This is a genomic window from Calothrix anomala FACHB-343 (assembly GCF_014696435.1).
GTDB lineage: Bacteria > Cyanobacteriota > Cyanobacteriia > Cyanobacteriales > Nostocaceae > Aulosira > Aulosira anomala_A.
This window is the reverse complement of record NZ_JACJQG010000006.1, coordinates 24,943-47,334: the sequence shown is the minus strand read 5'-3', so window position 1 is coordinate 47,334 and position 22,392 is coordinate 24,943. Positions and strand designations below refer to the sequence as shown.

Sequence of the window (22,392 nt, the reverse complement as noted above, 5' to 3'; positions counted from 1 at the left end):
GCGGTGGACGGGTTCCCCGGCATAAAGCAAGTGGCGAACCCGAAGGGCAGGAAGGCAGTAGGCAGAAGGAATTTCCAGATATATAGTAAATAAACGGGAATTTTTTCAGGAAATTGTATTGATTAAATAAGTCTAATTAAATACATTTCTGATTTTAGTTCATAAATAAATTTACTTACTCTGTGAACTTGTGGCAGAAAAAAGAATCTTTCTTTTAACCTTCTGCCCTCTGCCCTCTGCCCTCTGCCTTTCTTCAGTTATCAGCCATCACTGTTAACTATTAACTGTTAACTGTACGCGATTAATCGATAATAGAAACGCGAAGTCTCACACAGGCTTCGCCTAAGCTGTACGAAAGGAACTAAACAATGAAGGTGGCATTTCTGGGAACTGGACTGATGGGACTACCAATGGCGCAAAGGCTATTGGCAGCAAATATAGAGTTAGTTGCCTACAACCGCACCCCAGAAAAATTAGCACCACTACAAGCAGCTGGTGCCGAAATCGCAACAGAACCCCGCTATGCAATTCGCGCTGCTGATTGCATCATCCTCATGCTGACAAATGCTGCTGCAATTTATAGCGTGTTGCTTTCAGATACTTCCTGGCGTGCGCTTTCCGGACGCACCGTCATCCAAATGGGCACAATCACCCCTACAGAAAGCTTAGAAATTAGAGATGCTGTTGTCTCCGCAGGTGGTGAATATATTGAAGCTCCGGTTTTAGGCAGTATACCCGAAGCCCAAGCTGGTAAACTAATTCTCATGGTAGGCGCTCGCGAAGACCAATTTCAACGCCACTTGAGTTTATTGCAAAACTTTGGCCCCGAACCGCGTTTAGTCGGGCCTGTGGGTGCTGGCGCATCAGTTAAACTAGCTTTAAATCAACTAATTGCTGCCCTGACAACTAGTTTTTCTTTGAGTTTGGCTTTTATTCAACGTCAGTATATTGACGTTGAAGTGTTTATGGAAATTCTCCGAGAAAGTACCCTTTACGCTCCTACTTTTGATAAAAAGCTATCGCGAATGTTAGATGGTAACTTTGCCAATCCGAATTTTCCCACCAAACATTTGTTGAAAGATACAGACTTATTTATCAACGAAGCCAAAGCAGCTGAATTAGATGTTAGTAGTATTAAAGGTGTCAGGCAAATATTGCACTCAGCAATGAAAATGTCATTTGCCAATGATGATTATTCATCGGTGTTTTATGCCATCAAAGCTTGGGAAGAAGGGCGTTGGGAATAGGCTCTTAAGCATTGAATATCCACATTGAGTCTGCAGGGAGCAGGGAGCAGGGAGCAAGGGAGAGGATTAGCTTAAGTTGAGAATAAAGTTAACAGCGCGCGATCGCCTAAAATTACACTAAATTACACTATTGGGTAAAATATTCATGACCTATGGTAAATTATCAACGCGATCGCGTCCTCCCAACCAGCACTGAACTCCCATGTTCAGATGATACGCCTGTGGATAATGAAGATCAAAATTTTATTCCCAACTTACTGCTTTTTCTCCTTGAGTCAATTTGGGCACAGAGGAATGATTGGTTTTTTGGCGTTGACATGGGTATTTACCACACTACAGGCGTGAGTCATCTAGTACCAGTAGTTCCAGATGGTTTTTTAAGCTTAGGAGTGGAACGACGCAAAGCAGATAAATCCCGTCTCAGCTATGTAGTATGGGAAGAACAAAACATTGTCCCCAAGTTTGTTTTGGAAGTAGTTTCTAAAACTCCTGGTGATGAATATGATACAAAGCTGAATATTTACGCCCAATTAGGTGTACTTTATTACCTCATCTACAACCCGCAATATTGGCGACGCGACCAACATCAGCCATTTGAATTGTATAAATTGATTAATGGGGAATATCAACTACAAATAGGCGAACCCTTTTGGATGCCAGAAATTAACTTAGGAATTGGGCGATCCCGTTATACATCTGGCACAATTCAACGAGAGGTACTGTATTGGTATGATGAAACTGGTACTCGCTACCCTACTGCTGATGAAATTGCACAAGCCGAACGCCAAAAAACAGAAAAATTAGCAGCCAAGCTCAGAGAATTAGGCATCGACCCAGATAATATTTAATGATATTGGAAGCCTAAACTCAATTCTCCTCAAAATTACTCTTCTTCGCCTCCTCTGCGGTTCCTTACCTTAACCTTTTGCTCAAAAATCAACTAATTTTTGCATAAAGTTTCTCTAAGTATACCCTTCCATGTACAACTGACCTAGTCAACGCAAAGGTTATATTAGTCAAAATAAAACAGTCAAGTAGGTGGATACTACATACCTAAGTGACTGCTTTTTCATACTTGACGAAAACCTATGACAGAACTGAGGATACAAGAAGCATATGAGTTTTACAGAAAATACATCTACAACGAAGAACTTATTAGCTTATTGAGAGAATATAATATCCGAATACCTGGAAGCATTTCGCCACAGATTTGGGAGTTGTTTGGCGCTATACTTACTGGCGATAGAGGCACTGGCAGCTATGGAGCCGATCTTAGCAATTATGAAGTGAAATCTAGTATTGATAACAACTCTTTTGAGTACCAATATCATCTTAGAACTGGTAGAAATAAGCTGCTAAAAGATATGGCTGTAGATCATTTATACGTGTCTTACAGCCGAGACTACAAAAATGTTACAGTCCGTAAACTTACAGGAGATTTCCTCAAAGAAATTTTTCAAAATTGGTTACCTGGGTTAGAGGAAAGGTATAGTACTCAAGAATCTAATCGTCGATACCGCAAAAATATCAGCTACAGTATCGTCAAAGCACATGGTCAAGTAGTGATGAGCGTTCAGGATGGTATACTTACATATCCTTTGATTAGTTAAGCAGCTAATTCTTCAGATGTTATTGTGCTATTTAATTGTTCAAATAATAAATTTAGATAATACTGAGCAATCCATTCAATTACTGGAACACAAACAGCATCACCAAAACCAAAAAGTATATTGTTAAATGATATATGTTCAGGTATTAAATACTCCGGCGCTCCCATAAGATGTGCACTTTCACGAGCATTAATCAATCTAGCATCAAACCGTCCTTTACCAAATCTGACAAGAATTTGACGAGCACTTCCGCCTTTAGGAGTTCGTAAACATCCAGCAATACCATCGATTCTTAGTTCTGCTGTTGATTGTTTAATACCATTACGCACTCTCATCCGCCGAAAGACAGTTCCGTATGAGAAATATTCATTATTCATCATTAAACGAATTTGCTCTTGATGACGTGCAAACATCTGATTGAATAAATACTCTGTTCGTTCTTTTGTCCACCATTCTTCAGTCTCATCAACAATATCAGCTAAATTTATTATTCTTTTAGGTAAATCTGGAAGATTGCTAAGGCTCCATTTAATTTCCGGATGAGCTACAATAAAATCTTTGATTTTTTGAGGTCTTGTATAAATTAGTTTACTTATGAATACATCCAATTCATTACGATTTTGTGATAAACCAAACAGATTACCTATAATAAATAAACGCACCCTACTTTGGGGTACAAAATAGGCAGCATCTATTAGCAAAATATCGACTGTATAACCAAGATTATTCAAGGCCTTTAATGCAATAATTAAATCTTCGCCAGACCCAGAAGTCAGGAAACCTTCTACATTTTCAATAAGAATGATAGGGGGTTTACCTACTGAAGCAACTTCCCCCATTTCATTGATGATTCTGATAAATTCCCAAAATGTAGATGATTCTCCTGAGTTTAATCCACTTCTAGACCCTGCAACAGAGATATTAGTACATGGGAAGGAAGCATGAGCTAAAGTAACTCTAGGAATATCGATTCCTCTAATTTGTTTGATATCTTTGCAGCAATAGTGACCTACTCCAAAATTTTCCTCATACATTTTTTGCTTCTCGTTACTATAGTCAAGGGCATATTCCACTTGCCATCCTTGCTTAATAAGACCCATTGTAACGAGACCAATCCCTGCAAAAAAGTCTGCTGCTGTTTTCTCAAGTTTCATTTGCTCTATTCTTATAAAGAATTTTCAATATAAAAAATGAAATTTTAACTATTTTATAGCTTAAATATCTTTAGCGGCTAAATATTCTTGAAGACTAATATGGCAAAAAGAGTAAATACCCTTTGCTCTCTCAACTAATAAACTATTGTGAGATTGAATATATTTAAGAATTGCAGCGCTATCAATTACTGCTAAATCTAAACTTAAAATATATTCGTGAATCTGCTGCTCAATAGCTGCTTTTAAAAACAAATATTCGCCTTTATAACAATAATTTTTTGCAATATTACGCAATAATTCTGCTGTCTGGCTCACAGAAATTTGCTGAAACATAGCATCACGTTGAATATGACGCTGGTTATCCCATTGTGCAAGTAAAATATCTAATGCTTCTTGATAAATTGCTAATGGATTCAAGGTAAAATCTGCTCTATCTTCAAAAACTGAACAGAGAAAGGTTAATAATAAAGGATTAGTTGCTAGTGATTTTAATGCTTGATTCTGTCGCAGTTTATATAAAAAATCTTCAGATTGTCTTGCGGCTTTATCCTGAAACCATTGAATAGCAAACTCAGTAATCTGCTGCTCATCAAAATCAGCAATTTCTACTTCTGTGAACTGCTCAAAAATATAATTTTGTGCCGCAACTCGGCAGGTAATTACAAAAGAATTGGCATAAAATCGGGTAGTAAACTGGCGAATTTCTTGCAAAATTCGGTTATAGTCTCTATCCCTTACTCGATCTAACCCATCTAATAAAACTACCGCTTGTCCTTGAGTGAGAAGAGTTAGCGCCGCATTGGGTGTAGTCACACCGCAATCTTCAAACTGTTCTGTAATATACTCTAGTAAGCTGGGTTGCTCTTTTATCTGTGCAAAGTCGTTGAGGTCAATAAATATAGGAACGCGATCGCCTCGATACTCACCCAAGTTACACTGAATAGCCAGCCACTTTAAAAAAATCGTCTTCCCGCTTCCCGGTTTCCCCAAAATCATCAATTTATCGTAGCGTTCTACAGCTTCTATCGCTGGTAAGCGCGGTTGTTGGAGAATACCCAAGTTAAAACAGTTAAACTTTGTTGGATCGAAATCTCTGACTATCTCCCCAATTTCCAGCCTTCTGCGTCCAGTGATTCGCTCCCAAATGTAAACAGGAGTGTAGATATTATCCAACCTTCGGGGCTTTTCCATATCCAGCACCCGCATCACCCCACAACGCCTTTGAATGCTGTTATGAACTTTTTCGCGGACATTCTGTACCAAAACTTGAATTTGGCTGACACTAGCTGATGCTTCTTCCTCTGGGAACGATGAAGGCTTGACAATATCTTCCCAATTTAAATTAAGCTTCTCGCAAATTGTCACGAAAATATAGCGATCGACAGCTTTACCTTGAAAAAACTTAGTAACCGGCTGACGACTAATTCCTAATTCTCCCGCTAACCCTTGCTGCGTCAAAGAATTGCGGATTAGCGCAGCTTCAGCCTTACTAATTCCCTTAGCCGATGCTTGAAGCGATCGCCTACTCATTACCCCTATATCAAAGCATTTTGTTAATTATATAACTATTTTTCCAAAAAATCATACTTATCTCATGCAAAAGTCATACATAAGTCATGCCTAAGAATGATTGTAAAACATGCATAAGAGTGCGAATCTAGAGATCTAGGTATTTGACATCTCTTACATAAAGAAGTGAAATATTATGTTACGCGATCGGTTTAGGAGGGATTATGAGCGGGATTAACGTCACCATTGATGCTCCTTCCGGAAAACATGTTATGCAGCAAGCACTAGAGAAAATCGCCGGAGAATTTCAGGATTATCTCAATTCACTACAACCTGAGGAAATAAAATGTTTAGCTGAACGATTAACGCCAAAAAATATTAAGCCAAAGTATTCTCAAGCCGAAATAGACTTTGCAGCCAAGCTAGGCGCAGAACAAATTACTGATGAAGAACGTAGCCGCTTAGAACTGGCTACCCTCACAAGAAATTTTAGATGGAGACAAGAATTACTTAAATCGTCATTAACGGCACCACAGGTAGCCGATTTACTCAATACAACTCGTCAGACACCACACGATCGCTTAAAAAAGAATAGCTTAATTGCTGTTCAAGATAACGGAGTCTGGAAATTTCCCACCTGGCAATTCGATCCTGAGGGGCCAGATGGAGTAGTCACTGGGCTACCAGATGTGTTAAAAGCCTTAAAAGTTCCTGCTTTCTCCAAAATTAGCTGGTTAACCCGACCCAATAGAGGTTTAAATGGTTTAACACCCATAGAAGCCTTAAAATTTGGTCAAATAAATGATGTCATTGCCGAAGCCAGGACGGTAAGCGTCTTGTAGTAGTCTGTATTCAACAAATGATCAATCAAATTAACGCGGAGACGCGGGGAATTAACCTTCCCTGCGTCTCTGTTTCTGTATAAGGGTTAGTCAATGGTCAATCGTCAATGGTCAATAGTTAGTCATTTAGTTGATTCAAGCTTCCCCCAACGCCTAAATCCCTGCATCTTTCATCAATATCTAGGACTCTTGACTATTGACCCTGGACTATTGACTATTGACTATTGACCCTTGACTCTTAACTAAGTATAAATCCTGCCAAAAAAGCAAATCAGTGGCGGCTAAAAGTTGCATAAACTACAGTTAAATTGATAAAAATGTCCGGAAACACGTAGCTAATACATGAAATTTGCAGTAGATGTAGTTGTAATGTACTAGTCCAGCACAGCAGAAATGCAGCTAATATTCAAAATAGATCAAAAAGCTACGTAATCAGCTGGTTGAATTTTGAATTTAGTATGGCGGCTTTAATTTACCAATGCAGTCAAAGTCTGCAAGTTCAATAAAAGGCTGAATTATCAAGGATACAAGATGAAATCAAAGCTAAAGCTATTCTGCTTTTAAGTTGCACAATCCATTGTGAAGGCTGTTGCCTGTTGACTGTTGACTGTTGACTGTTGACTGTTAACCGTGAACCGTCAACTATCAACAGTGAACAATAGCAATGGAATATTTTTTAGTTGGAAGTCCCTTACTCAATTTGTCAGGAGGTAAAACACCTCATCAAAGACATCTTGGTTTTGTGTTGTTTTCCATTCACAGGAACTTTCATCTTTGATCCTTTATCGTTCATTCTTATTCGCTCAAGTATTTCTAATTTCTCCATCAACTAGATGAGGAGTGACAAGGTGGTTAAACTAATTGTCCCGCCACCTAACTTTGGCAGGCCAAAACCAAAATTTCATACCTTAAAAAAGGGTACGGAACTGTTCAGAATTTTCCGGACAGATTTTGGTACGACTGCTTTAAGTTTTCGCTTTTGGGGGCCCCTTTATCGCTTCGATCATCATCGGGGGAAATTAGATAAAGTTTCCTACGAACCTCTGGATTACCATCAACCAGACAATGACAAAGAACGCGGTATCTATTACCTTGCACCAAAAGTTTCTAGTTGTTTAGTAGAAATTTTTGGCGATGTTGGTTGTATTGAAATTTCCGATCAGCAAATTGCGATCGTCACAGCCACAAGAGATTTAAAATTACTAGATCTACGTGGTGATGGTGCAATGCGTGCTGGTGCCAATGAAGCCACCTTAGCAAAAACAGAAAAACGCGGTCTTAGCCAAGCTTGGTCACGCTATTTTTATGAGCAATCAGCAATTTACTCTCAAATTCATGGGTTAATTTATTACAATGCCCATAATAACGAAGAAGCGATCGCAATTTACGAGCGTGCCGAACATTTCTTCACTTGTAAACCAGAAAATATCTTGCCACTAAGACATGAATTATTACGAGGCGTAATTTTAAAAGCAGCCGAAGATAATAATTTAGAAGTAATTCCTTATTGGTAATTTGTTAGAGCCGCGATAACCCTTGTCTGTACAATTGTCAGTGGTCAGTTGTTATTAGCAAATATAAAATTACCCATAACATCGTGGTTTTGTTGGTAAGATATATTAATTTTTTTACCATCAATTCACGTAGGGGCGGGGTCTCCCCGCCCTTTTCTCGATCATAATTCAACCCCGCCCTTTTCTTGACGATAATTTATATATGGCTATGATTAATTAAATTTGTAGAAAAATTATGATTAGCAAATCAAATCACGAACCAAGTAACAACCAAATTTCCAGAGAAGCAGTAGACTGGCTACTCAGAAGAATTACTCACATCCCCAAAAATTGGTTAATTATTAGCAGTATTTTTATTTTACTCAGCACCATTCAAATTACTGGTGGTGAAAAATTAACTTTTAAATTTCAAGTAACCAATACTACAGCTATTTTCTCAGCTTTAATTTGGCTCCCATCTTTGCTAAAAATTATAGCTTTAACCGGAGGCGCAATCAAAACACCAGCAGGAGAAATTACAGGCTCTAGCATGATGCCGATGCTACAATCATTAACTGGAGATACTCTAGGCTTTTTAATTGAGCATACTAAATTAGCAGAAGATGTAGCACCACCACAACAGCAATTAGAAATGCGACAAATGCGCCATGAATGGGAAAAAGCTTATGCTTCAACAGTCCCTTCTTCAGAAGCGAGAAAACAAATTGAAAGCTTAAGTCAACGCTACAAAGAACTGAGAAATTCTCTACCACCAGGCGCAAAACGTACATTTGAAATGGAATCGATTGCAGGTAGAATGCGTGCGTTAGCTTCAGAGGTAAATTTTTCTGAACCAGAGGTAAATAATCTGCTGAAATCTAACGACCAAGGTAAGCGATTGTTAGGACTTTCTGTGACAGAATGGTCTGGAGATTCGACTTATTTTTATACTGTGCTAAATATGATTAATAATTCGGAAACCGCTTTTGAACAGACTTGTGCATTACGCGCTGTAGAAAAGATGGTAATAAAACTTAATAATCAGCAGAAACAAGACTTACACTCAGTGCTAGTACATCAACGCAATTACAACGAAGCAGAAAAATGCTGGATTAGACCTAATTCTAACCGTTGGGCGTTGAGCGATCGCATTTTGACAGCCTTAGAAGCGTAATTTAATTATTAATTTTTTTAACGCGCCTCTAGCTTGGCGACTCGTGACTCTAATTTGTTAACTTGTTGCTTGAGTTCGACTACTAAAGTTGCAAGACGATCGAACATTTTGTCACGTTCTGTCTGTGATAAACTTCTGCCAGAACCACTTGAAGTTCTGGGTGTCAGAGTTGTTCTTGGTGATGGCGACACCCTAGTTTGACCAAGTTGATACTGCAACTGATTTAACTGTAACTGCACGCGATTTAAATCAGCTTCTAGGTTATTAATTCGCGATTCTACTTGTTGTGATGAAGCACTATTAGATAATAATCCTAACCAAAGCACAAGTGCAAAAATACCAGCCAAAAATAATCTTTTAAACACGATAATTTACTCCCTTGGGTAAGTAGATAGTAGAAAAAATCACTATCAACTACCCTTGACGTATTTTCTTACATGTTTTCTCCCTATTATTCAGCTTTATTTATCAGATTGTAGGTTAGAAAAAAGCCTCTGCCAATCGGTAGATTTAACTTCATTTTCTCCAGATTTAACTTCAAATGTCAGATTAGTAGCTTGTGGTTGTTTCAAAGCTTCTATACAAATTTCTGCAACATCTTCACGGCTGATTTTACCGCGAATATTATCGCCTTGCTCAAAAATTAATTCCTTTCCACCAGCTTCTTCAGTTAACGCACAAGGTCGAATAATTGTGTAAGGAATTCCGCTATTTCTTAAACTTTCTTCACCTTGCAATTTCCAAGTTAAAATTCCTCCCAATTGATCGTTTAATCTTACTGCAGGCGGTTCTTCATCAAGATTAATCCCAGGACGACCGGGACGAGTTACACCTGCGGAACTAACTAAGATAAACTTGGGTAAAGTTGTGCCACCATAAGCTTTAATTGACTCCACTTGTAAAGTGAATCCCCCTGGCGAAAAATGAGGATTTAATGCGCCATCATATTCAAATTTACTCAACATCAATTGCAATGAGCAAACTCTGCTACTGTCAATTGCTGGCGCATCATTCACAACTTTGGCGCGAAATACAGGAATAAAATCTGCAAAAGGAATGCGAAGATTTATCCAGGTATTAGCTACAGTATCAAAAGAATAGCTATAACCAATGCCATCCCATTTCCCATCAGTCCGCAAAAATAATTTATAGCGTTTTCCATCGCCTCTAACACGCAGTTCTACACCTTCATAACCAACTAAATTAAAAGGTGTATCGAAATTCTTAGTTCTCACAGAAGCAAAACCACCAGAATTAGCAGTAGAGACATTACCAGCAAACAAAGCTGTATTATCTAAAAATTGGATATTACTTGCACTGACACCACCCATTACAACATCATCTAAAGCTCCCCAGATATTCCGCAATTCATCTGAAGGTTTAGTAAAATCAAATATTATTTTTTCATTTGATTGAGCGAGATATGGTTTTGCAGCTTCCACCAAATTTTTCACACCCCGATATTCCACATTTTCGGGTGTATCGCCAACAATTTCTGGCTGATAAAATTTGACTCCTTGATAATATTTAGCTCTATCTGCTGTATCTCCTTCTATAGGTTGCACCCGCACCGCCGTACAACAAATTACAGCTTGAATATTCGCCATCACAAGAGATGATAATGTTTCTGATTTAGTAATATCGGCAACTACTAAATCAACATCATTACCCAAAACTGTTCTTGCCTTTTCAATATCGCGGACAAGACATCTTACCTGATAGCCACGTTCTAATAATCCCTTGACTACACGCTTACCTAAACCGCCAGTTGCACCAGCTACTAATATTGGACTCACATTTATTCCTCCATTAGGTTGATTTTTTTCATGTTTAGTACGTCCTTGAATTAATTTTTGAATGCAGTTTAAAAAAGGAATAACCTCAAAATAGCTCAAGGTTTTGATGAATCTGCCAAAGTCCCATTGAGAACGATTTTTTTCAGTCACGATTGCGCCCTCACAACTTTATCTAGTTTATAGCACTCTGATATCACTCATACCTGATTTTCGGGAGATTTGGAATATACGTAAGATAGGTATTGAGCAAATAAACTATTATCTATTTGGTAATTGCCAGTCTCTATATATGCATAATTCCCATATTTATTATTTGATATTTATATGTAAAAATTACTGTATTTCAAATCCTCCGAAATACTTCAACCCTTCGAGATTGGAAACATTTGGCATTGATGTAAATCGCAAAAAACGATATTGTCAAAAATTGTAGCTGAAATTTTCCATGCCCAATGCCTAATGCCCCATGCCCATGACTAACTATTTCCGTTCTAATGTTAATGCAATGGCTAGCTATGTACCTGGCGAACAGCCACCGCGAGGTACACCAATTATCAAGCTAAATAGCAACGAAAACCCTTATCCTCCCTCACCTGCGGCTTTAGAAGTGTTGCGGAATATTGATGGCGAATGGTTGCGGCGCTATCCTGAACCCTTTGGCGGCGAATTTCGCCAAGCTGCTAGTAAAGTTTTGGGCATTCCTAGCGATTGGATTATTGTGGGTAATGGTAGCGATGAAGTTTTAAGTATTGTTATTCGTGCTTGTACTGAACAGGGTCGAAAAGTAGTTTACCCAATGCCTACTTATGTGCTTTACCGCACATTAACCGAAATGCAAGCAGCAGATGTTTTAGAAATTCCTTATCAAGAGAATTACAGCTTACCAATAGAAGAAATTATTGCTGCTGATGGTGCAGTAACTTTTATTGCTTCTCCTAATAGTCCCTCTGGACATGTAGTCCCAGGTGAAGATTTGCGCAAATTAGCCAGTACGTTATCTGGGGTTTTAGTCATTGACGAGGCTTATGTAGATTTTGCTACAGAAAATGCTTTAGATTTAGTCCGGGAATATGAAAACGTCATTTTAATTCGCACCCTTTCCAAAGGTTACTCTTTAGCCGGATTGCGCTTAGGATTTGGGATAGCGAATCCCCAATTATTGTCTGGGTTGTTTAAAGTCAAAGATAGTTATAATATTGATGCGATCGCCTGTGCAGTTGCAACTGCGGCAATTACCGATCAAGAGTATAAAAATGCTTGTGTAGCTAAAATTAAAGCCTCAAAAAATCAGCTAGCAACCGATTTAAAACAATTAGGTTTTATTGTTTGGGATTCCCAAGCTAATTTTTTACTAGTTCAGCCACCGCAAGGAAATGCAGAGTACCTTTATCAAAAACTGAAGGAACAACAAATTCTCATCCGCTATTTCAAGCAACCAGGATTAGAGGATAAATTACGCATTTCTATTGGAACTGATGAGCAAAATCAAACTTTGGTACAAGCCTTAACTAGTTTGCTAAAAACCGGAGAATAAAGCCTGCAAGGTTTCAAAATACATTAACTCAAGACTTCCAGTACCTTGGCAGTAGCCTATAAAGCACAGTCGATAAAATATTCTATCTACGCCGCATAATCCAGAAAGCCTGTGTATTTTGCCCGATTAAGCTCAAATATTTAGGACTATAGCTTATTTTCACTAAATAAAACTGTAGTTGAGGCTGTTAAGGGACTTCCAGAAAATAAATTATCCCATTTTCATAGCGGCAGATTCTTTCTCCTCTGCTTCCTCTGCTTCCTCTGCTTCCTCTGCATACACAGCGATGGAATATTTTTTTAGTTGGAAGTCCCTAATTGAGCTAGAGTCACTTTTAACACTAGGAGAATTTTAAGTTTAAATACTTAATTATCTAGGGTAAAATATAAAACAATCTAAGTAAAAATATATAAATGATAAGACTTGCTGATTTTATGGTATTAGGGTTTGTAAAATCTCATACTTTGAACAATATCGCGATCGGTTATCATATGAGCGTATGAGTAAGTTCAGCCCTATGGCACACCATAATTGTAGACATACCATAATTTTTGGAGCCGATCTACAATATTTGCCAGAGGTGAATCAGAGAAAACTATGCAAAATTTGCAAGTTATTTACATCTGTTTTTAGCTGAACTCATCGCTCCTTGTTGAAACTTACGTAACCCACATGACTATTTACGTTGGAAATCTCTCATACCGCGCTACTGAAGCGGACTTAAGAGCAGTATTTACAGATTATGGCGAAGTCAAAAGGGTAGTTTTGCCCACCGATCGCGAAACAGGCAGGCTCCGGGGCTTTGCCTTTGTTGATATGACTGAAGATGCCCAAGAAGACGCTGCTATCACAGAATTAGATGGCGCAGAATGGATGGGGCGTCAACTCAGAGTCAATAAAGCTAAACCACGAGAAGATAACCGACGAGGTAGCTGGGCGAACAAACAAGAAATATAAAAAGTGTGAAATACAATAATAACAAATTGTTTTCTAGTTACGCAAGACATTAGTCAGTGAAATTCACTAGAAACAATTCACAATCAAATAACTTACTAGAATTCGACCCGGCTAGTTACGATGAGTAGGCAAATCTCACAGCTAGTCGGTTTTTCGCATTAATAGCGGAAAATTGAGGGCTAAGGGCTAGGGATAGAAAATCTTTCTTTTTGTGTTACGCGATTCTCCGGAGATTGACTAGCGGGAAAATTGGGGATAGCCGTTAGGTGCTAAAGGCTAGGGAATAGAGATTTTCACGCTTGGTTGTAGCAAACTGGGCGTGAATCGCTAGCAAAAAAATCAGGTATGGAGATTTGGCAGGAAGTATTTTTTTCCTTGCTCATTTCTTTAGTTTATCTAAAAACAAATATAGGTTATCAAATTCCCTTTCTAAGATAGAGGCAGCGACAACGATCGATAGCCATAACTACTAGGGAGAACAAAACAATGGCTCAAGCACCTGAATCTTTAAATTTATCTTATAAGGAAGCTGAAGATAAGACCTTAGATAGAGATTGTACAACGTTATCTCGTCATGTCTTACAGCAATGTCAAAGTTTTTCCGCCCAAGCGCAGGATTTGAGTGCCTTGATGAATCGGATTGGTTTAGCAGGAAAACTCATAGCCCGTCACCTCAGTCGTGCGGGATTAATGGAAGGTGTTCTCGGATTCACTGGCGAAGTCAATGTTCAAGGTGAATCTGTCAAAAAAATGGACGTTTACGCCAATGACGTATTCATTGCTGTGTTTAAGCAAAGCGGCTTAGTTTGTCGCTTGGCTTCCGAGGAGATGGATAAGCCTTATTACATTCCCGAAAACTGTCCGATTGGGCGCTATACCTTGTTATATGACCCAATTGATGGTTCCTCAAATACTGATACCAATCTCAGCTTAGGTTCGATTTTTTCCATTCGCCAGCAAGAAGGTGACGATATTGATGGCAAGGCTACTGACTTACTAGCCAATGGACGCAACCAACTGGCTGCTGGTTACATACTCTATGGGCCTAGCACCATGCTGGTCTATACTATAGGTAAAGGAGTTCACTCATTTACCCTTGATCCCAGCTTGGGTGAGTTTATTCTCACGGAAGAAAATATCAAAATTCCTAATCACGGTTCGGTGTATAGCGTGAATGAAGGGAATTTTTGGCAGTGGGAAGAATCCATTCGGGAATATATCCGCTATGTCCACCGTACCGAAGGTTATACGGCTCGCTATAGCGGAGCAATGGTGAGTGATATTCACAGAGTTTTGGTTCAAGGCGGAGTTTTTCTCTATCCAGGCACAATTCAAAAACCAGAAGGCAAGTTGCGCCTGCTTTATGAGACGGCTCCTTTAGCTTATGTGATTGAGCAAGCAGGAGGTCGTGCCACCACAGGACTAGTTGATATCTTGGACGTAGTACCGAAAAAGCTGCATCAACGTACACCTTTAATTATTGGTAGTAGAGAGGATGTTGCTAAGGTAGAGTCGTTTATTCAAAACGGTCACTAGTGTAAACAGTCACTTCGACTTTGTTCAATGATAAAGGTGTAACAAGGTGAGTAACAAATAATTACGGCGATTGGAAATGCACAATAGCTGTTTTGGAAGTGAATGAAACATTATCTCAGCAGGTCGATGCGAGAAGTGATTGGCAACGCCACAATTCAAAAGTCACCATCAACCTTTGATGGGTTGTGCCAAGTTCACTGAAAAAATTCCTCACAGGAGTGAAACAAATATAGCTATGGCAACCAATCATTTACTAGAGATTAAACAATACGGTCAAAGTATCTGGATGGATAATTTGAGTCGGGACATTATTCAATCGGGCGAACTCAAAAATTTGGTGGAAAATCAAGGAATTTGTGGGATTACTTCCAATCCAGCAATTTTTGAAAAAGCGATCGCTGGTAATGTAATTTATGATGCCGATATTGAGGCTGGAGTGCGTGCTGGGTTACCCACATACAAAATTTACGAATCCTTAGCTTTTGCAGATATCCGCAATGCTTGTGATATTTTGCGCCCTGTATATGATGCTTCCGATAGACTCGATGGTTATGTGAGTATCGAAGTCCCGCCAACTATCGCCCACGATACTGAAGCCACAATCAATGAAGCCCGGCGCTATTTCCAAGAAGTTGGCCGGGAAAATTTGATGATTAAAATTCCAGGTACAGCAGCTGGGTTACCAGCAGTCGAACAGGTAATAGCTGAGGGGATCAATGTTAATGTCACATTGCTGTTTTCTGTCCAAAGCTACATTAATACAGCAGCGGCTCATATTCGCGGTTTAGAAAAACGTGCCAGCGAGGGTAAGGACATCAGTAAAGTAGCTTCTGTCGCTAGCTTTTTCCTCAGCCGGATTGATAGCAACATTGACGGCAAAATTGATGGTAAGTTGAAAAAAGGCGTTGATGATATTGCTATTGAGGCCAAATTAAAAGCTGTGAAAGGAAAAGTAGCGATCGCAAATGCCAAGATTGCTTATCAAGAATACAAGAAAATCATTGAAAGCGATAATTGGCAAGCCCTAGCCACAAAAGGAGCTAAAGTACAGCGCTTACTTTGGGCTAGCACCAGCACCAAAGACCCCAACTACAACGATGTGATGTATGTCGATGAGTTGATTGGCCCCGATACAGTCAATACCCTACCACCTGCCACCATCAGTGCTTGTGCGGATCATTGCAATGTCGCCAATCGCATAGAAACAGGCATACAAGAAGCTTACAACCTGATCGACAACCTCAAAGATCCCGACATCAATATCAATATCGATACCGTCATGGAGGAATTACTCACCGAAGGGATTGATAAATTCGTCCAACCCTTCCAGTCATTAATGAACTCTTTAGAAGGCAAAGTCAAGCTATTGTCACCTGTATAGGGGCTAGGGGCTAGGGACTAGGAATTTTAGATTTTAGATTTTGGATTTTAGATTCAAATACAATCCAAAATCGCAAATCCAAAATCCAAAATTGTTTTCGATGCCCCATGCCCAATACCCACTTCATCCAACATCCCAAATTCTTATGGTTAGTCTGTTAGAAAATCCCCTGCGCGTTGGTCTGCAACAACAAGGGATGCCCGAACCCCAAATTATCGTTATTTTCGGCGCTTCTGGTGACCTTACCTGGCGCAAACTCGTACCAGCACTTTTCAAATTGCGACGGGAACGGCGCATTCCCCCAGAAACCACCATTGTTGGCGTAGCTCGTCGCGAATGGAGCCACGAGTACTTCCGCGAGCAAATGCAAAAAGGCATGGAAGAAGCTCATAGTAATGTTGAGCTAGGGGAACTCTGGCAAGACTTCTTACAAGGTCTGTTCTACTGTCCTGGTGACATAGATAAACCAGAAAGTTACCAAAAATTAAAAGATTTACTAACTGAATTAGACGAAAAACGCGGTACTAGGGGCAATAGAATGTTCTATCTTTCTGTTGCTCCTAATTTCTTCCCCGAAGCTATTAAACAGCTAGGGGGAGCAGGAATGTTAGACGATCCCTACAAACACCGTCTGGTAATTGAAAAGCCTTTTGGTAGAGACTTAGCCTCTGCCCAAAGCCTGAACAAAGTCGTGCAGAAATACTGCAAAGAAAGCCAAGTTTATCGGATTGACCACTACTTAGGTAAAGAAACTGTTCAGAACTTATTGGTATTTCGCTTTGCCAATGCGATTTTTGAACCTTTGTGGAATCGTCAGTTTGTTGACCATGTGCAAATTACCGTAGCAGAAACCGTAGGAGTTGAAGACCGGGCTGGATATTACGAAAAATCCGGGGCGTTGCGGGATATGTTGCAGAACCACTTGATGCAACTCTATTGTTTAACCGCAATGGAAGCACCAAACTCAATGGATGCTGATAGTATCCGCACGGAAAAAGTTAAGGTGCTACAAGCTACTAGATTAGCGAATGTGAATAATTTGTCCCGTTCTTGTGTACGTGGGCAATACAGCGCTGGTTGGATGAAGGGAGAACAAGTACCGGGGTATCGTACTGAGCCTGGAGTTGACCCCAACTCCACCACCCCTACTTATGTAGCGATGAAGTTCTTAGTGGATAACTGGCGCTGGCAAGGCGTGCCTTTCTACCTGCGCACTGGCAAACGGATGCCGAAAAAAGTCAGTGAGATTTCCATCCATTTCCGTGAAGTTCCTTCTCGGATGTTCCCATCGGCGGCTCAACAAAGAAATGCCAACATTTTAGCGATGCGGATTCAACCGAATGAAGGTATCTCCCTGCGGTTTGATGTAAAAATGCCTGGGGCAGAATTCCGCACCCGTTCCGTGGATATGGACTTTAGCTATGGTTCCTTTGGTATCCAAGCTACGTCCGATGCCTACGATCGCCTTTTCCTTGATTGTATGATGGGCGACCAAACATTATTCACCAGAGCCGACGAAGTAGAAGCAGCTTGGCAGGTAGTAACACCAGCCCTTTCCGTTTGGGATGCACCAAGCGATCCCGCAACTATTCCTCAATACGAAGCCGGTACCTGGGAACCAGCAGAAGCGGAACTCTTGATTAATCAAGATGGTCGTCGCTGGCGCAGGCTTTAAGTATTCGTCACTAGTCATTAGTCATTAGTCATTAGTCATTAGTAAAAACCTGAATGACAAATGACAAAGGACAAATGACCAAGGACAAATGACAAAGGACAAATGACAAAATCCAAAATTGACTATGACTCAAGCTCCTACGATTTTCTCACTACAAGCACCAAAGGACATTTCGCTCACAGAAATAGAAGCGGAACTAAATCAAATTTGGCAAAGTTATGGTATTGCTGGTGATGATGGTGCCCTACCAGCCGCTACCCGCGCCACGACTTTTACCTTAGTAGTTTATGAACCAGAAGAAACTCAGTATCTTTTGGCGACTTTAGGGTTTTATAACGGGCCAATTGACGGCATCTTAGGGCCGCAAACAGAAGCTGCACTGCGAGAAGTGCAGCGCAAATTCCAATTACCAGAAACCGGAACTGCAACCCCAGAAACCCTGGCTAAATTGCGGGAACAATTTGCTAAAGGTCACCGCCACGGAGCTATTGGCGATAGTTCTGCTCCTGTCTCTTATGGAGATGCAGCTAGTCCCCGGATTGCTGATGAAATTGCGATTCGTAACCCATGCCGAATTATTGCCCTGTGCCCTATTGCTGGTGAAGATGAAGGGGTGAAAGCGCAGGTTTCTGCCTATTGCCCAATTCAAAAGCAATCTTCCAGTACACTTATTTGCTGTGAATACATCACTCTATCGGGAACTCCCAGTGCTTTGGAACGGATTGGGGGTATGATTCCCGCTTTGTTGATTGGTGGTTTACCTAAGTTTTTGTGGTGGAAAGCTACACCAGATCCCAACAGCCCTTTATTTAAAAAGCTGGCAGCGGTTTGTAACAATGTGATCGTCGATTCTTGCAATTTCAACGAGCCAGAAAACGATTTACTCAGCTTGCAAGAGTTGGTAGAAAATGGTGTACCTTTAGCTGATTTGAACTGGCGGCGTTTGGCTGCTTGGCAAGAATTAACAGCACAGGCTTACGATTCACCCAATCGTCGTGCGGCGCTGAAAGAAATTGACAGAGTGAATATTGATTACGAAAAAGGTAATCCTTCACAAGCTTTACTATTTTTAGGTTGGTTGGCTAGTCGCTTGCAATGGCAGCCAGTTGCCTATGAAAGAGAAAGCGGAGATTATGATATTGCGAAGATTCGCTTTGTGACGCAGGATCAAAAGCAAGTAGAAGCTGAGGTTGCTGGTGTTCCTGTCGCTGATGCAGGGGAAGTAGCAGGTGATTTAATTGCCCTGCGCTTGAGTTCTACCAATCCAAAAGCTGACTGCGGTACAGTAATTTGTACCGAAACCGGCGGTTGTATGCGGATGGAAACCCACGGTGGTGCGCAATCTGCTGGTTTGTTCCAACAAGTCAGTTCACTTTCGGAACAAAAGGCAGAAGCGTTGCTGAGTCAGCAGGTACAGCGCTGGGGTCATGAGACTCTGTTTGAAGATAGTCTGGTATTAACAGCGCAATCGTTAAAGTTAGGCGTTAAGAGTTAGTTCAGCCTGAAAATTCAATAATTTCAATACCTCCAGATTTGATGATATTTTGATCTCTAGTCTGGAGGTATTATATCTATTAGCAATTTGAGTTTTGTTGGGTTATACCAATTCAAATAATGTTTGCGAAACATCAATATATTCTAGAGGGCATGGCACTGCCATGCCCCTACCATCTGTGGCATTCTTTTTTCAACTTGGTATTAATTAATTGGTGCTAGGGTTTGGCATTTCTAAATCCCTAAAAAAGATGTGAAATGCCGCTATTAGTTCACAAGTATTCGACTCTGCCTATCAATTCTTCAGGTGTAGCGACTTCATAAAGCAAGATGAGCATCCGAATTATGTAGCCGATTGGCTTTGCATCTTTTTGAACGTAAACTATGCCAGCGTGCTCAATTCCTTGACTGTTAAGAATCAAAAAATCATCATCATGTGTTATCAATACACGGGAGTTTGTTTTAGCAAAGTCCAACTGAACGTTATCACTCTGTGCTAAGAGATTCGCTGACTGTGAGGTTGTGACGTTAATACCAGCTCGTCTCAAAGCTAAAGCGATATCAGGATCAACGTTCTCATCCAGGTGAAACTGAAGGCGTTCAGGCATAGTTTCTCATTGCATCCAACTTTTCCTGCAACAGGGAAGGAGTTTTAAGACGCTCAGTTTCTACCAGGGCTTCTGTTTCAGCGATACGTTGGTCAATTTCAGGGCGATTATCATAGTAAAATGCCATTGCTGCATGAACTGATGCTAACGATAATTCATATTTGCCAGCAATTTCTTCTAAAGACTGTCCCATTCGGAGATACATAATGGCAACATCTGCCACAGTAATTCTTGTTCCTGCAATACGTGCCTTACCGCTTCGTATTCCCGGAGTCATTTCAATATGCTGATTTAGAGTCACTTCCATATTGGTAATTTCCATTTATACAATGATTTTATTTTGATTCTAAGTCATAGTGATTTCTCAGTCTTTGTTTAGTTAGCGATCGCATTTTTCATTCACAACTATTTTTATGGCTTTAGTAATTGCCGGAGAGCGTAGCGGCGTAGGTAAAACAACAGTAACGCTCACCCTTTTAGCATCATTATGTCGGCGCGCGATCGCAGTCCAATCTTTTAAGGTCGGCCCGGACTATATCGATCCGATGTTTCATCAGCATGTCACTGGGCTTGCTTGTCGTAATTTAGACCCAGTATTAACTTCTGAAGCTTATGTTCAGTCTTGCTTTACCATACACAGCCAAAAAAGTCAATATTCGCTAGTAGAAGGCGTAATGGGCTTATTTGATGGAATCTCGTCATTTGCAAATGACAAAATACCAATAACTGATTTTGCTAGTACAGCCCATATTGCCAGATTATTGAATTTACCTGTGGTGTTGGTAATTGATTGCAGTCGCTTGTCTGGTTCGGTAGCAGCGATCGCACATGGTTATTGTACTTTTGATCCCAATATTAAAATAGCCGGTTTAGTTTTAAATCGCGTTGGAAGCGATCGCCATCTCACTTTACTTAAAAATGCCCTAGAACCTTTAAATCTACCAATCCTTGGCATCATGCGGCGTCAAGATGATATCACAATTCCCGATCGCCATTTGGGTTTAGTGCCTACAGCCGAACTTCCCGAACTGGATGCTGTGATTAATCGCCTTGCTGATTTGGGCGATAGTTGTTTTGACTGGGAACGCTTGTTACCTTTGTTGCAAAGTGGGGACAAGGGGGAGAAACAATTCAAAATTCAAAATGACGCTCGAGGACTCGCTAACGCTGCGCTAACAAAATTCAAAATTGAGGAATGTTTGAGTTTGTCTGGTAAGGCTGTGGTGAGGGTTGCGGTAGCACGCGATCGCGCTTTTAATTTTTACTATCAAGATAATTTGGATTTGTTGCAAAAATTGGGCGCAGAATTGGTTTTTTGGAGTCCTTTAGCTGATAGTGAATTACCAGAAAACGTCCAAGGGATATATTTTGGTGGTGGATTTCCGGAAGTTTTTGCTCAACAATTATCAGAAAATATTAGCTTGCGTAAATCTGTTAAAAATGCAATTCTGCAAGGAATACCCACAATTGCTGAATGTGGCGGATTGATGTATTTATGTGAGCAAATAATTGATTTTGCTGGGGAATCTTGGCCGATGCTAGGAGTGTTACCCACATCTGCGGAAATGGGAGGACGCTTAACTTTAGGTTATCGTCGTGCAGTGGCTTTACAAGATAGTTTGTTAATAAATTCAGGGACAAATATTTATGGACATGAATTTCATCGTTCGCGGCTGAAAACACCACCAAATCAACCTTTATTTGAAACTTATCGTTACGATTGTGCAGAAAATATGGGTTATGAAGGCTGGAATTTACCTGCAAATATTCATGCTTCTTATATTCATTTACACTGGGGCGCAACTGTAGAGATACCCCAGCAATTTATTCATAAATGTCTGGAATTTAAAACTATAGCTGTTGACTGTTAACTGTTGACTGTTGACTGTTGACTATTGACTATTGACCATTGACCATTGACTAACGACTCTGTGAACTATCCACATTAATTTTTTCATTCAATTCACGAATTAACCGTGATAATTCCCGAATAATATTAACTGCAATTTCTGGAGTTTCTTCAATGGCGTCATAAAGTTGTTCTTGTGTCAGTTCTAAACAGTCACAAGGTTCTAAAGTTGTGGCGGAAGCAGAACGGGGTTGAGTGTCAAAAACTGCCATTTCGCCAAAATACTTGCCTTTATCTACCTCTGCCAACTTTTTATTACCAATGTGAACTTTGACACGCCCAGATACTACAATGTAGAGCGATCGCCCTTCTTCTCCTTGCCTAAAAATGGCATGATTGGCAGGAAATGACAGCTCGCTCATCACCGAAGCAAGCCGCACGATAAAATCATCCCGCAATTCTTTAAAAATCGGGACTCGCCGCACAAATAATAAACGGTCAACGCTGGTCAGCATGATAGCAAGTTAAAAATC

The 22,392-nt window shown here is 40.1% G+C and carries 20 protein-coding genes; 13 read left to right on the top strand and 7 right to left on the bottom strand.

What is annotated here, in order from left to right:
- Positions 1 to 368: 368 nt before the first annotated feature.
- The 3 genes from H6G08_RS04585 (at position 369) to H6G08_RS04575 (ending at position 2,857) form a co-directional block, all read left to right on the top strand.
- A complete protein-coding gene (locus H6G08_RS04585) occupies positions 369 to 1,247 on the top strand; it encodes an NAD(P)-dependent oxidoreductase (RefSeq protein WP_190539125.1) in 879 nt (292 codons plus the stop codon).
- Between the two features lie 152 nt (positions 1,248 to 1,399).
- Entirely contained in the window at positions 1,400 to 2,095 is a 696-nt protein-coding gene (locus tag H6G08_RS04580) for a Uma2 family endonuclease (protein WP_190539123.1), read from the top strand.
- Between the two features lie 240 nt (positions 2,096 to 2,335).
- Positions 2,336 to 2,857, top strand: a complete 522-nt coding sequence (locus H6G08_RS04575) for a hypothetical protein (RefSeq protein WP_190539121.1) — start codon at positions 2,336 to 2,338, stop codon at positions 2,855 to 2,857.
- Here H6G08_RS04575 and H6G08_RS04570 read toward each other — a convergent pair.
- Together H6G08_RS04570 and H6G08_RS04565 are read right to left on the bottom strand one after the other, a co-directional pair.
- Complete coding sequence (locus H6G08_RS04570) at positions 2,854 to 4,011, bottom strand: DNA cytosine methyltransferase (protein ID WP_190539119.1); 1,158 nt, start codon at positions 4,009 to 4,011, stop codon at positions 2,854 to 2,856. The genes H6G08_RS04575 and H6G08_RS04570 overlap by 4 nt on opposite strands.
- A gap of 60 nt (positions 4,012 to 4,071) precedes the next feature.
- A complete protein-coding gene (locus tag H6G08_RS04565) occupies positions 4,072 to 5,541 on the bottom strand; it encodes an NACHT domain-containing protein (RefSeq protein ID WP_190539117.1) in 1,470 nt (489 codons plus the stop codon).
- A gap of 203 nt (positions 5,542 to 5,744) precedes the next feature.
- Between H6G08_RS04565 and H6G08_RS04560 the strand changes: the two genes are divergently transcribed.
- The 3 genes from H6G08_RS04560 (at position 5,745) to H6G08_RS04550 (ending at position 9,029) form a co-directional block, all read left to right on the top strand.
- Positions 5,745 to 6,362: a DUF2384 domain-containing protein gene (locus H6G08_RS04560; protein ID WP_190539115.1), complete on the top strand. Its 618-nt coding sequence runs from the start codon at positions 5,745 to 5,747 to the stop codon at positions 6,360 to 6,362.
- Positions 6,363 to 7,210: 848 nt separating this feature from the next.
- Positions 7,211 to 7,876: an RES family NAD+ phosphorylase gene (locus H6G08_RS04555; protein WP_313941188.1), complete on the top strand. Its 666-nt coding sequence runs from the start codon at positions 7,211 to 7,213 to the stop codon at positions 7,874 to 7,876.
- A 235-nt stretch (positions 7,877 to 8,111) separates the two neighbouring features.
- Positions 8,112 to 9,029: a hypothetical protein gene (locus H6G08_RS04550; protein ID WP_190539111.1), complete on the top strand. Its 918-nt coding sequence runs from the start codon at positions 8,112 to 8,114 to the stop codon at positions 9,027 to 9,029.
- A 17-nt stretch (positions 9,030 to 9,046) separates the two neighbouring features.
- On the opposite strand, the gene H6G08_RS04545 is transcribed toward H6G08_RS04550, so the two are convergent.
- Both H6G08_RS04545 and H6G08_RS04540 read right to left on the bottom strand, forming a co-directional pair.
- On the bottom strand, positions 9,047 to 9,394 hold the full coding sequence (locus tag H6G08_RS04545; RefSeq protein ID WP_190539109.1) for a hypothetical protein: 348 nt from the start codon (positions 9,392 to 9,394) through the stop codon (positions 9,047 to 9,049).
- Between the two features lie 96 nt (positions 9,395 to 9,490).
- Positions 9,491 to 10,975: a CIA30 family protein gene (locus H6G08_RS04540; RefSeq protein ID WP_190539107.1), complete on the bottom strand. Its 1,485-nt coding sequence runs from the start codon at positions 10,973 to 10,975 to the stop codon at positions 9,491 to 9,493.
- A gap of 322 nt (positions 10,976 to 11,297) precedes the next feature.
- On the opposite strand from H6G08_RS04540, the gene hisC reads away from it, so the two are divergent.
- From hisC to opcA, 6 genes are all read left to right on the top strand, one after another.
- Positions 11,298 to 12,359, top strand: a complete 1,062-nt coding sequence (hisC, locus tag H6G08_RS04535) for a histidinol-phosphate transaminase (protein WP_190539308.1) — start codon at positions 11,298 to 11,300, stop codon at positions 12,357 to 12,359.
- Between the two features lie 672 nt (positions 12,360 to 13,031).
- Positions 13,032 to 13,316: an RNA-binding regulator gene (rbp, locus tag H6G08_RS04530; protein ID WP_190539105.1), complete on the top strand. Its 285-nt coding sequence runs from the start codon at positions 13,032 to 13,034 to the stop codon at positions 13,314 to 13,316.
- A gap of 486 nt (positions 13,317 to 13,802) precedes the next feature.
- Complete coding sequence (fbp, locus tag H6G08_RS04525) at positions 13,803 to 14,852, top strand: class 1 fructose-bisphosphatase (RefSeq protein ID WP_190539104.1); 1,050 nt, start codon at positions 13,803 to 13,805, stop codon at positions 14,850 to 14,852.
- Positions 14,853 to 15,087: 235 nt separating this feature from the next.
- On the top strand, positions 15,088 to 16,233 hold the full coding sequence (tal, locus tag H6G08_RS04520) for a transaldolase (protein ID WP_190539102.1): 1,146 nt from the start codon (positions 15,088 to 15,090) through the stop codon (positions 16,231 to 16,233).
- 145 nt (positions 16,234 to 16,378) lie between these two features.
- The gene (gene zwf, locus H6G08_RS04515) at positions 16,379 to 17,908 is read left to right on the top strand and encodes a glucose-6-phosphate dehydrogenase (RefSeq protein ID WP_190539306.1); all 1,530 of its coding nucleotides are present in this window, start codon (positions 16,379 to 16,381) and stop codon (positions 17,906 to 17,908) included.
- 124 nt (positions 17,909 to 18,032) lie between these two features.
- On the top strand, positions 18,033 to 19,403 hold the full coding sequence (opcA, locus tag H6G08_RS04510; RefSeq protein ID WP_190539101.1) for a glucose-6-phosphate dehydrogenase assembly protein OpcA: 1,371 nt from the start codon (positions 18,033 to 18,035) through the stop codon (positions 19,401 to 19,403).
- A gap of 271 nt (positions 19,404 to 19,674) precedes the next feature.
- Here the strand turns inward: opcA and H6G08_RS04505 are convergent, their stop codons facing one another.
- Positions 19,675 to 20,010, bottom strand: coding sequence for a DUF5615 family PIN-like protein (locus H6G08_RS04505; protein WP_190539100.1), 336 nt, complete (start codon positions 20,008 to 20,010; stop codon positions 19,675 to 19,677).
- A complete protein-coding gene (locus tag H6G08_RS04500; RefSeq protein WP_242046064.1) occupies positions 20,003 to 20,332 on the bottom strand; it encodes a DUF433 domain-containing protein in 330 nt (109 codons plus the stop codon). Before H6G08_RS04500 ends, H6G08_RS04505 begins: the two co-directional genes overlap by 8 nt.
- 91 nt (positions 20,333 to 20,423) lie before the next feature.
- Here H6G08_RS04500 and H6G08_RS04495 point away from each other — a divergent pair, with 91 nt between their 5' ends.
- Entirely contained in the window at positions 20,424 to 21,881 is a 1,458-nt protein-coding gene (locus H6G08_RS04495; RefSeq protein WP_190539099.1) for a cobyrinic acid a,c-diamide synthase CobB, read from the top strand.
- Positions 21,882 to 21,930: 49 nt separating this feature from the next.
- Here the strand turns inward: H6G08_RS04495 and H6G08_RS04490 are convergent, their stop codons facing one another.
- The gene (locus H6G08_RS04490; RefSeq protein WP_096644683.1) at positions 21,931 to 22,374 is read right to left on the bottom strand and encodes a cyclic nucleotide-binding domain-containing protein; all 444 of its coding nucleotides are present in this window, start codon (positions 22,372 to 22,374) and stop codon (positions 21,931 to 21,933) included.
- Positions 22,375 to 22,392 lie beyond the last annotated feature (18 nt).

Coding starts and splice junctions, on each gene's coding strand:
- opcA (WP_190539101.1), top strand. CDS start 18,033: ATGACTCAAGCTCCTACGATTTTCTCACTACAAGCACCAAAGGACATT.
- H6G08_RS04585 (WP_190539125.1), top strand. CDS start 369: ATGAAGGTGGCATTTCTGGGAACTGGACTGATGGGACTACCAATGGCG.
- H6G08_RS04565 (WP_190539117.1), bottom strand. CDS start 5,541: ATGAGTAGGCGATCGCTTCAAGCATCGGCTAAGGGAATTAGTAAGGCT.
- H6G08_RS04495 (WP_190539099.1), top strand. CDS start 20,424: ATGGCTTTAGTAATTGCCGGAGAGCGTAGCGGCGTAGGTAAAACAACA.
- H6G08_RS04490 (WP_096644683.1), bottom strand. CDS start 22,374: ATGCTGACCAGCGTTGACCGTTTATTATTTGTGCGGCGAGTCCCGATT.
- H6G08_RS04580 (WP_190539123.1), top strand. CDS start 1,400: ATGGTAAATTATCAACGCGATCGCGTCCTCCCAACCAGCACTGAACTC.
- hisC (WP_190539308.1), top strand. CDS start 11,298: ATGACTAACTATTTCCGTTCTAATGTTAATGCAATGGCTAGCTATGTA.
- H6G08_RS04500 (WP_242046064.1), bottom strand. CDS start 20,332: ATGGAAATTACCAATATGGAAGTGACTCTAAATCAGCATATTGAAATG.
- H6G08_RS04560 (WP_190539115.1), top strand. CDS start 5,745: ATGAGCGGGATTAACGTCACCATTGATGCTCCTTCCGGAAAACATGTT.
- fbp (WP_190539104.1), top strand. CDS start 13,803: ATGGCTCAAGCACCTGAATCTTTAAATTTATCTTATAAGGAAGCTGAA.
- rbp (WP_190539105.1), top strand. CDS start 13,032: ATGACTATTTACGTTGGAAATCTCTCATACCGCGCTACTGAAGCGGAC.
- tal (WP_190539102.1), top strand. CDS start 15,088: ATGGCAACCAATCATTTACTAGAGATTAAACAATACGGTCAAAGTATC.
- H6G08_RS04570 (WP_190539119.1), bottom strand. CDS start 4,011: ATGAAACTTGAGAAAACAGCAGCAGACTTTTTTGCAGGGATTGGTCTC.
- zwf (WP_190539306.1), top strand. CDS start 16,379: ATGGTTAGTCTGTTAGAAAATCCCCTGCGCGTTGGTCTGCAACAACAA.
- H6G08_RS04575 (WP_190539121.1), top strand. CDS start 2,336: ATGACAGAACTGAGGATACAAGAAGCATATGAGTTTTACAGAAAATAC.
- H6G08_RS04550 (WP_190539111.1), top strand. CDS start 8,112: ATGATTAGCAAATCAAATCACGAACCAAGTAACAACCAAATTTCCAGA.
- H6G08_RS04505 (WP_190539100.1), bottom strand. CDS start 20,010: ATGCCTGAACGCCTTCAGTTTCACCTGGATGAGAACGTTGATCCTGAT.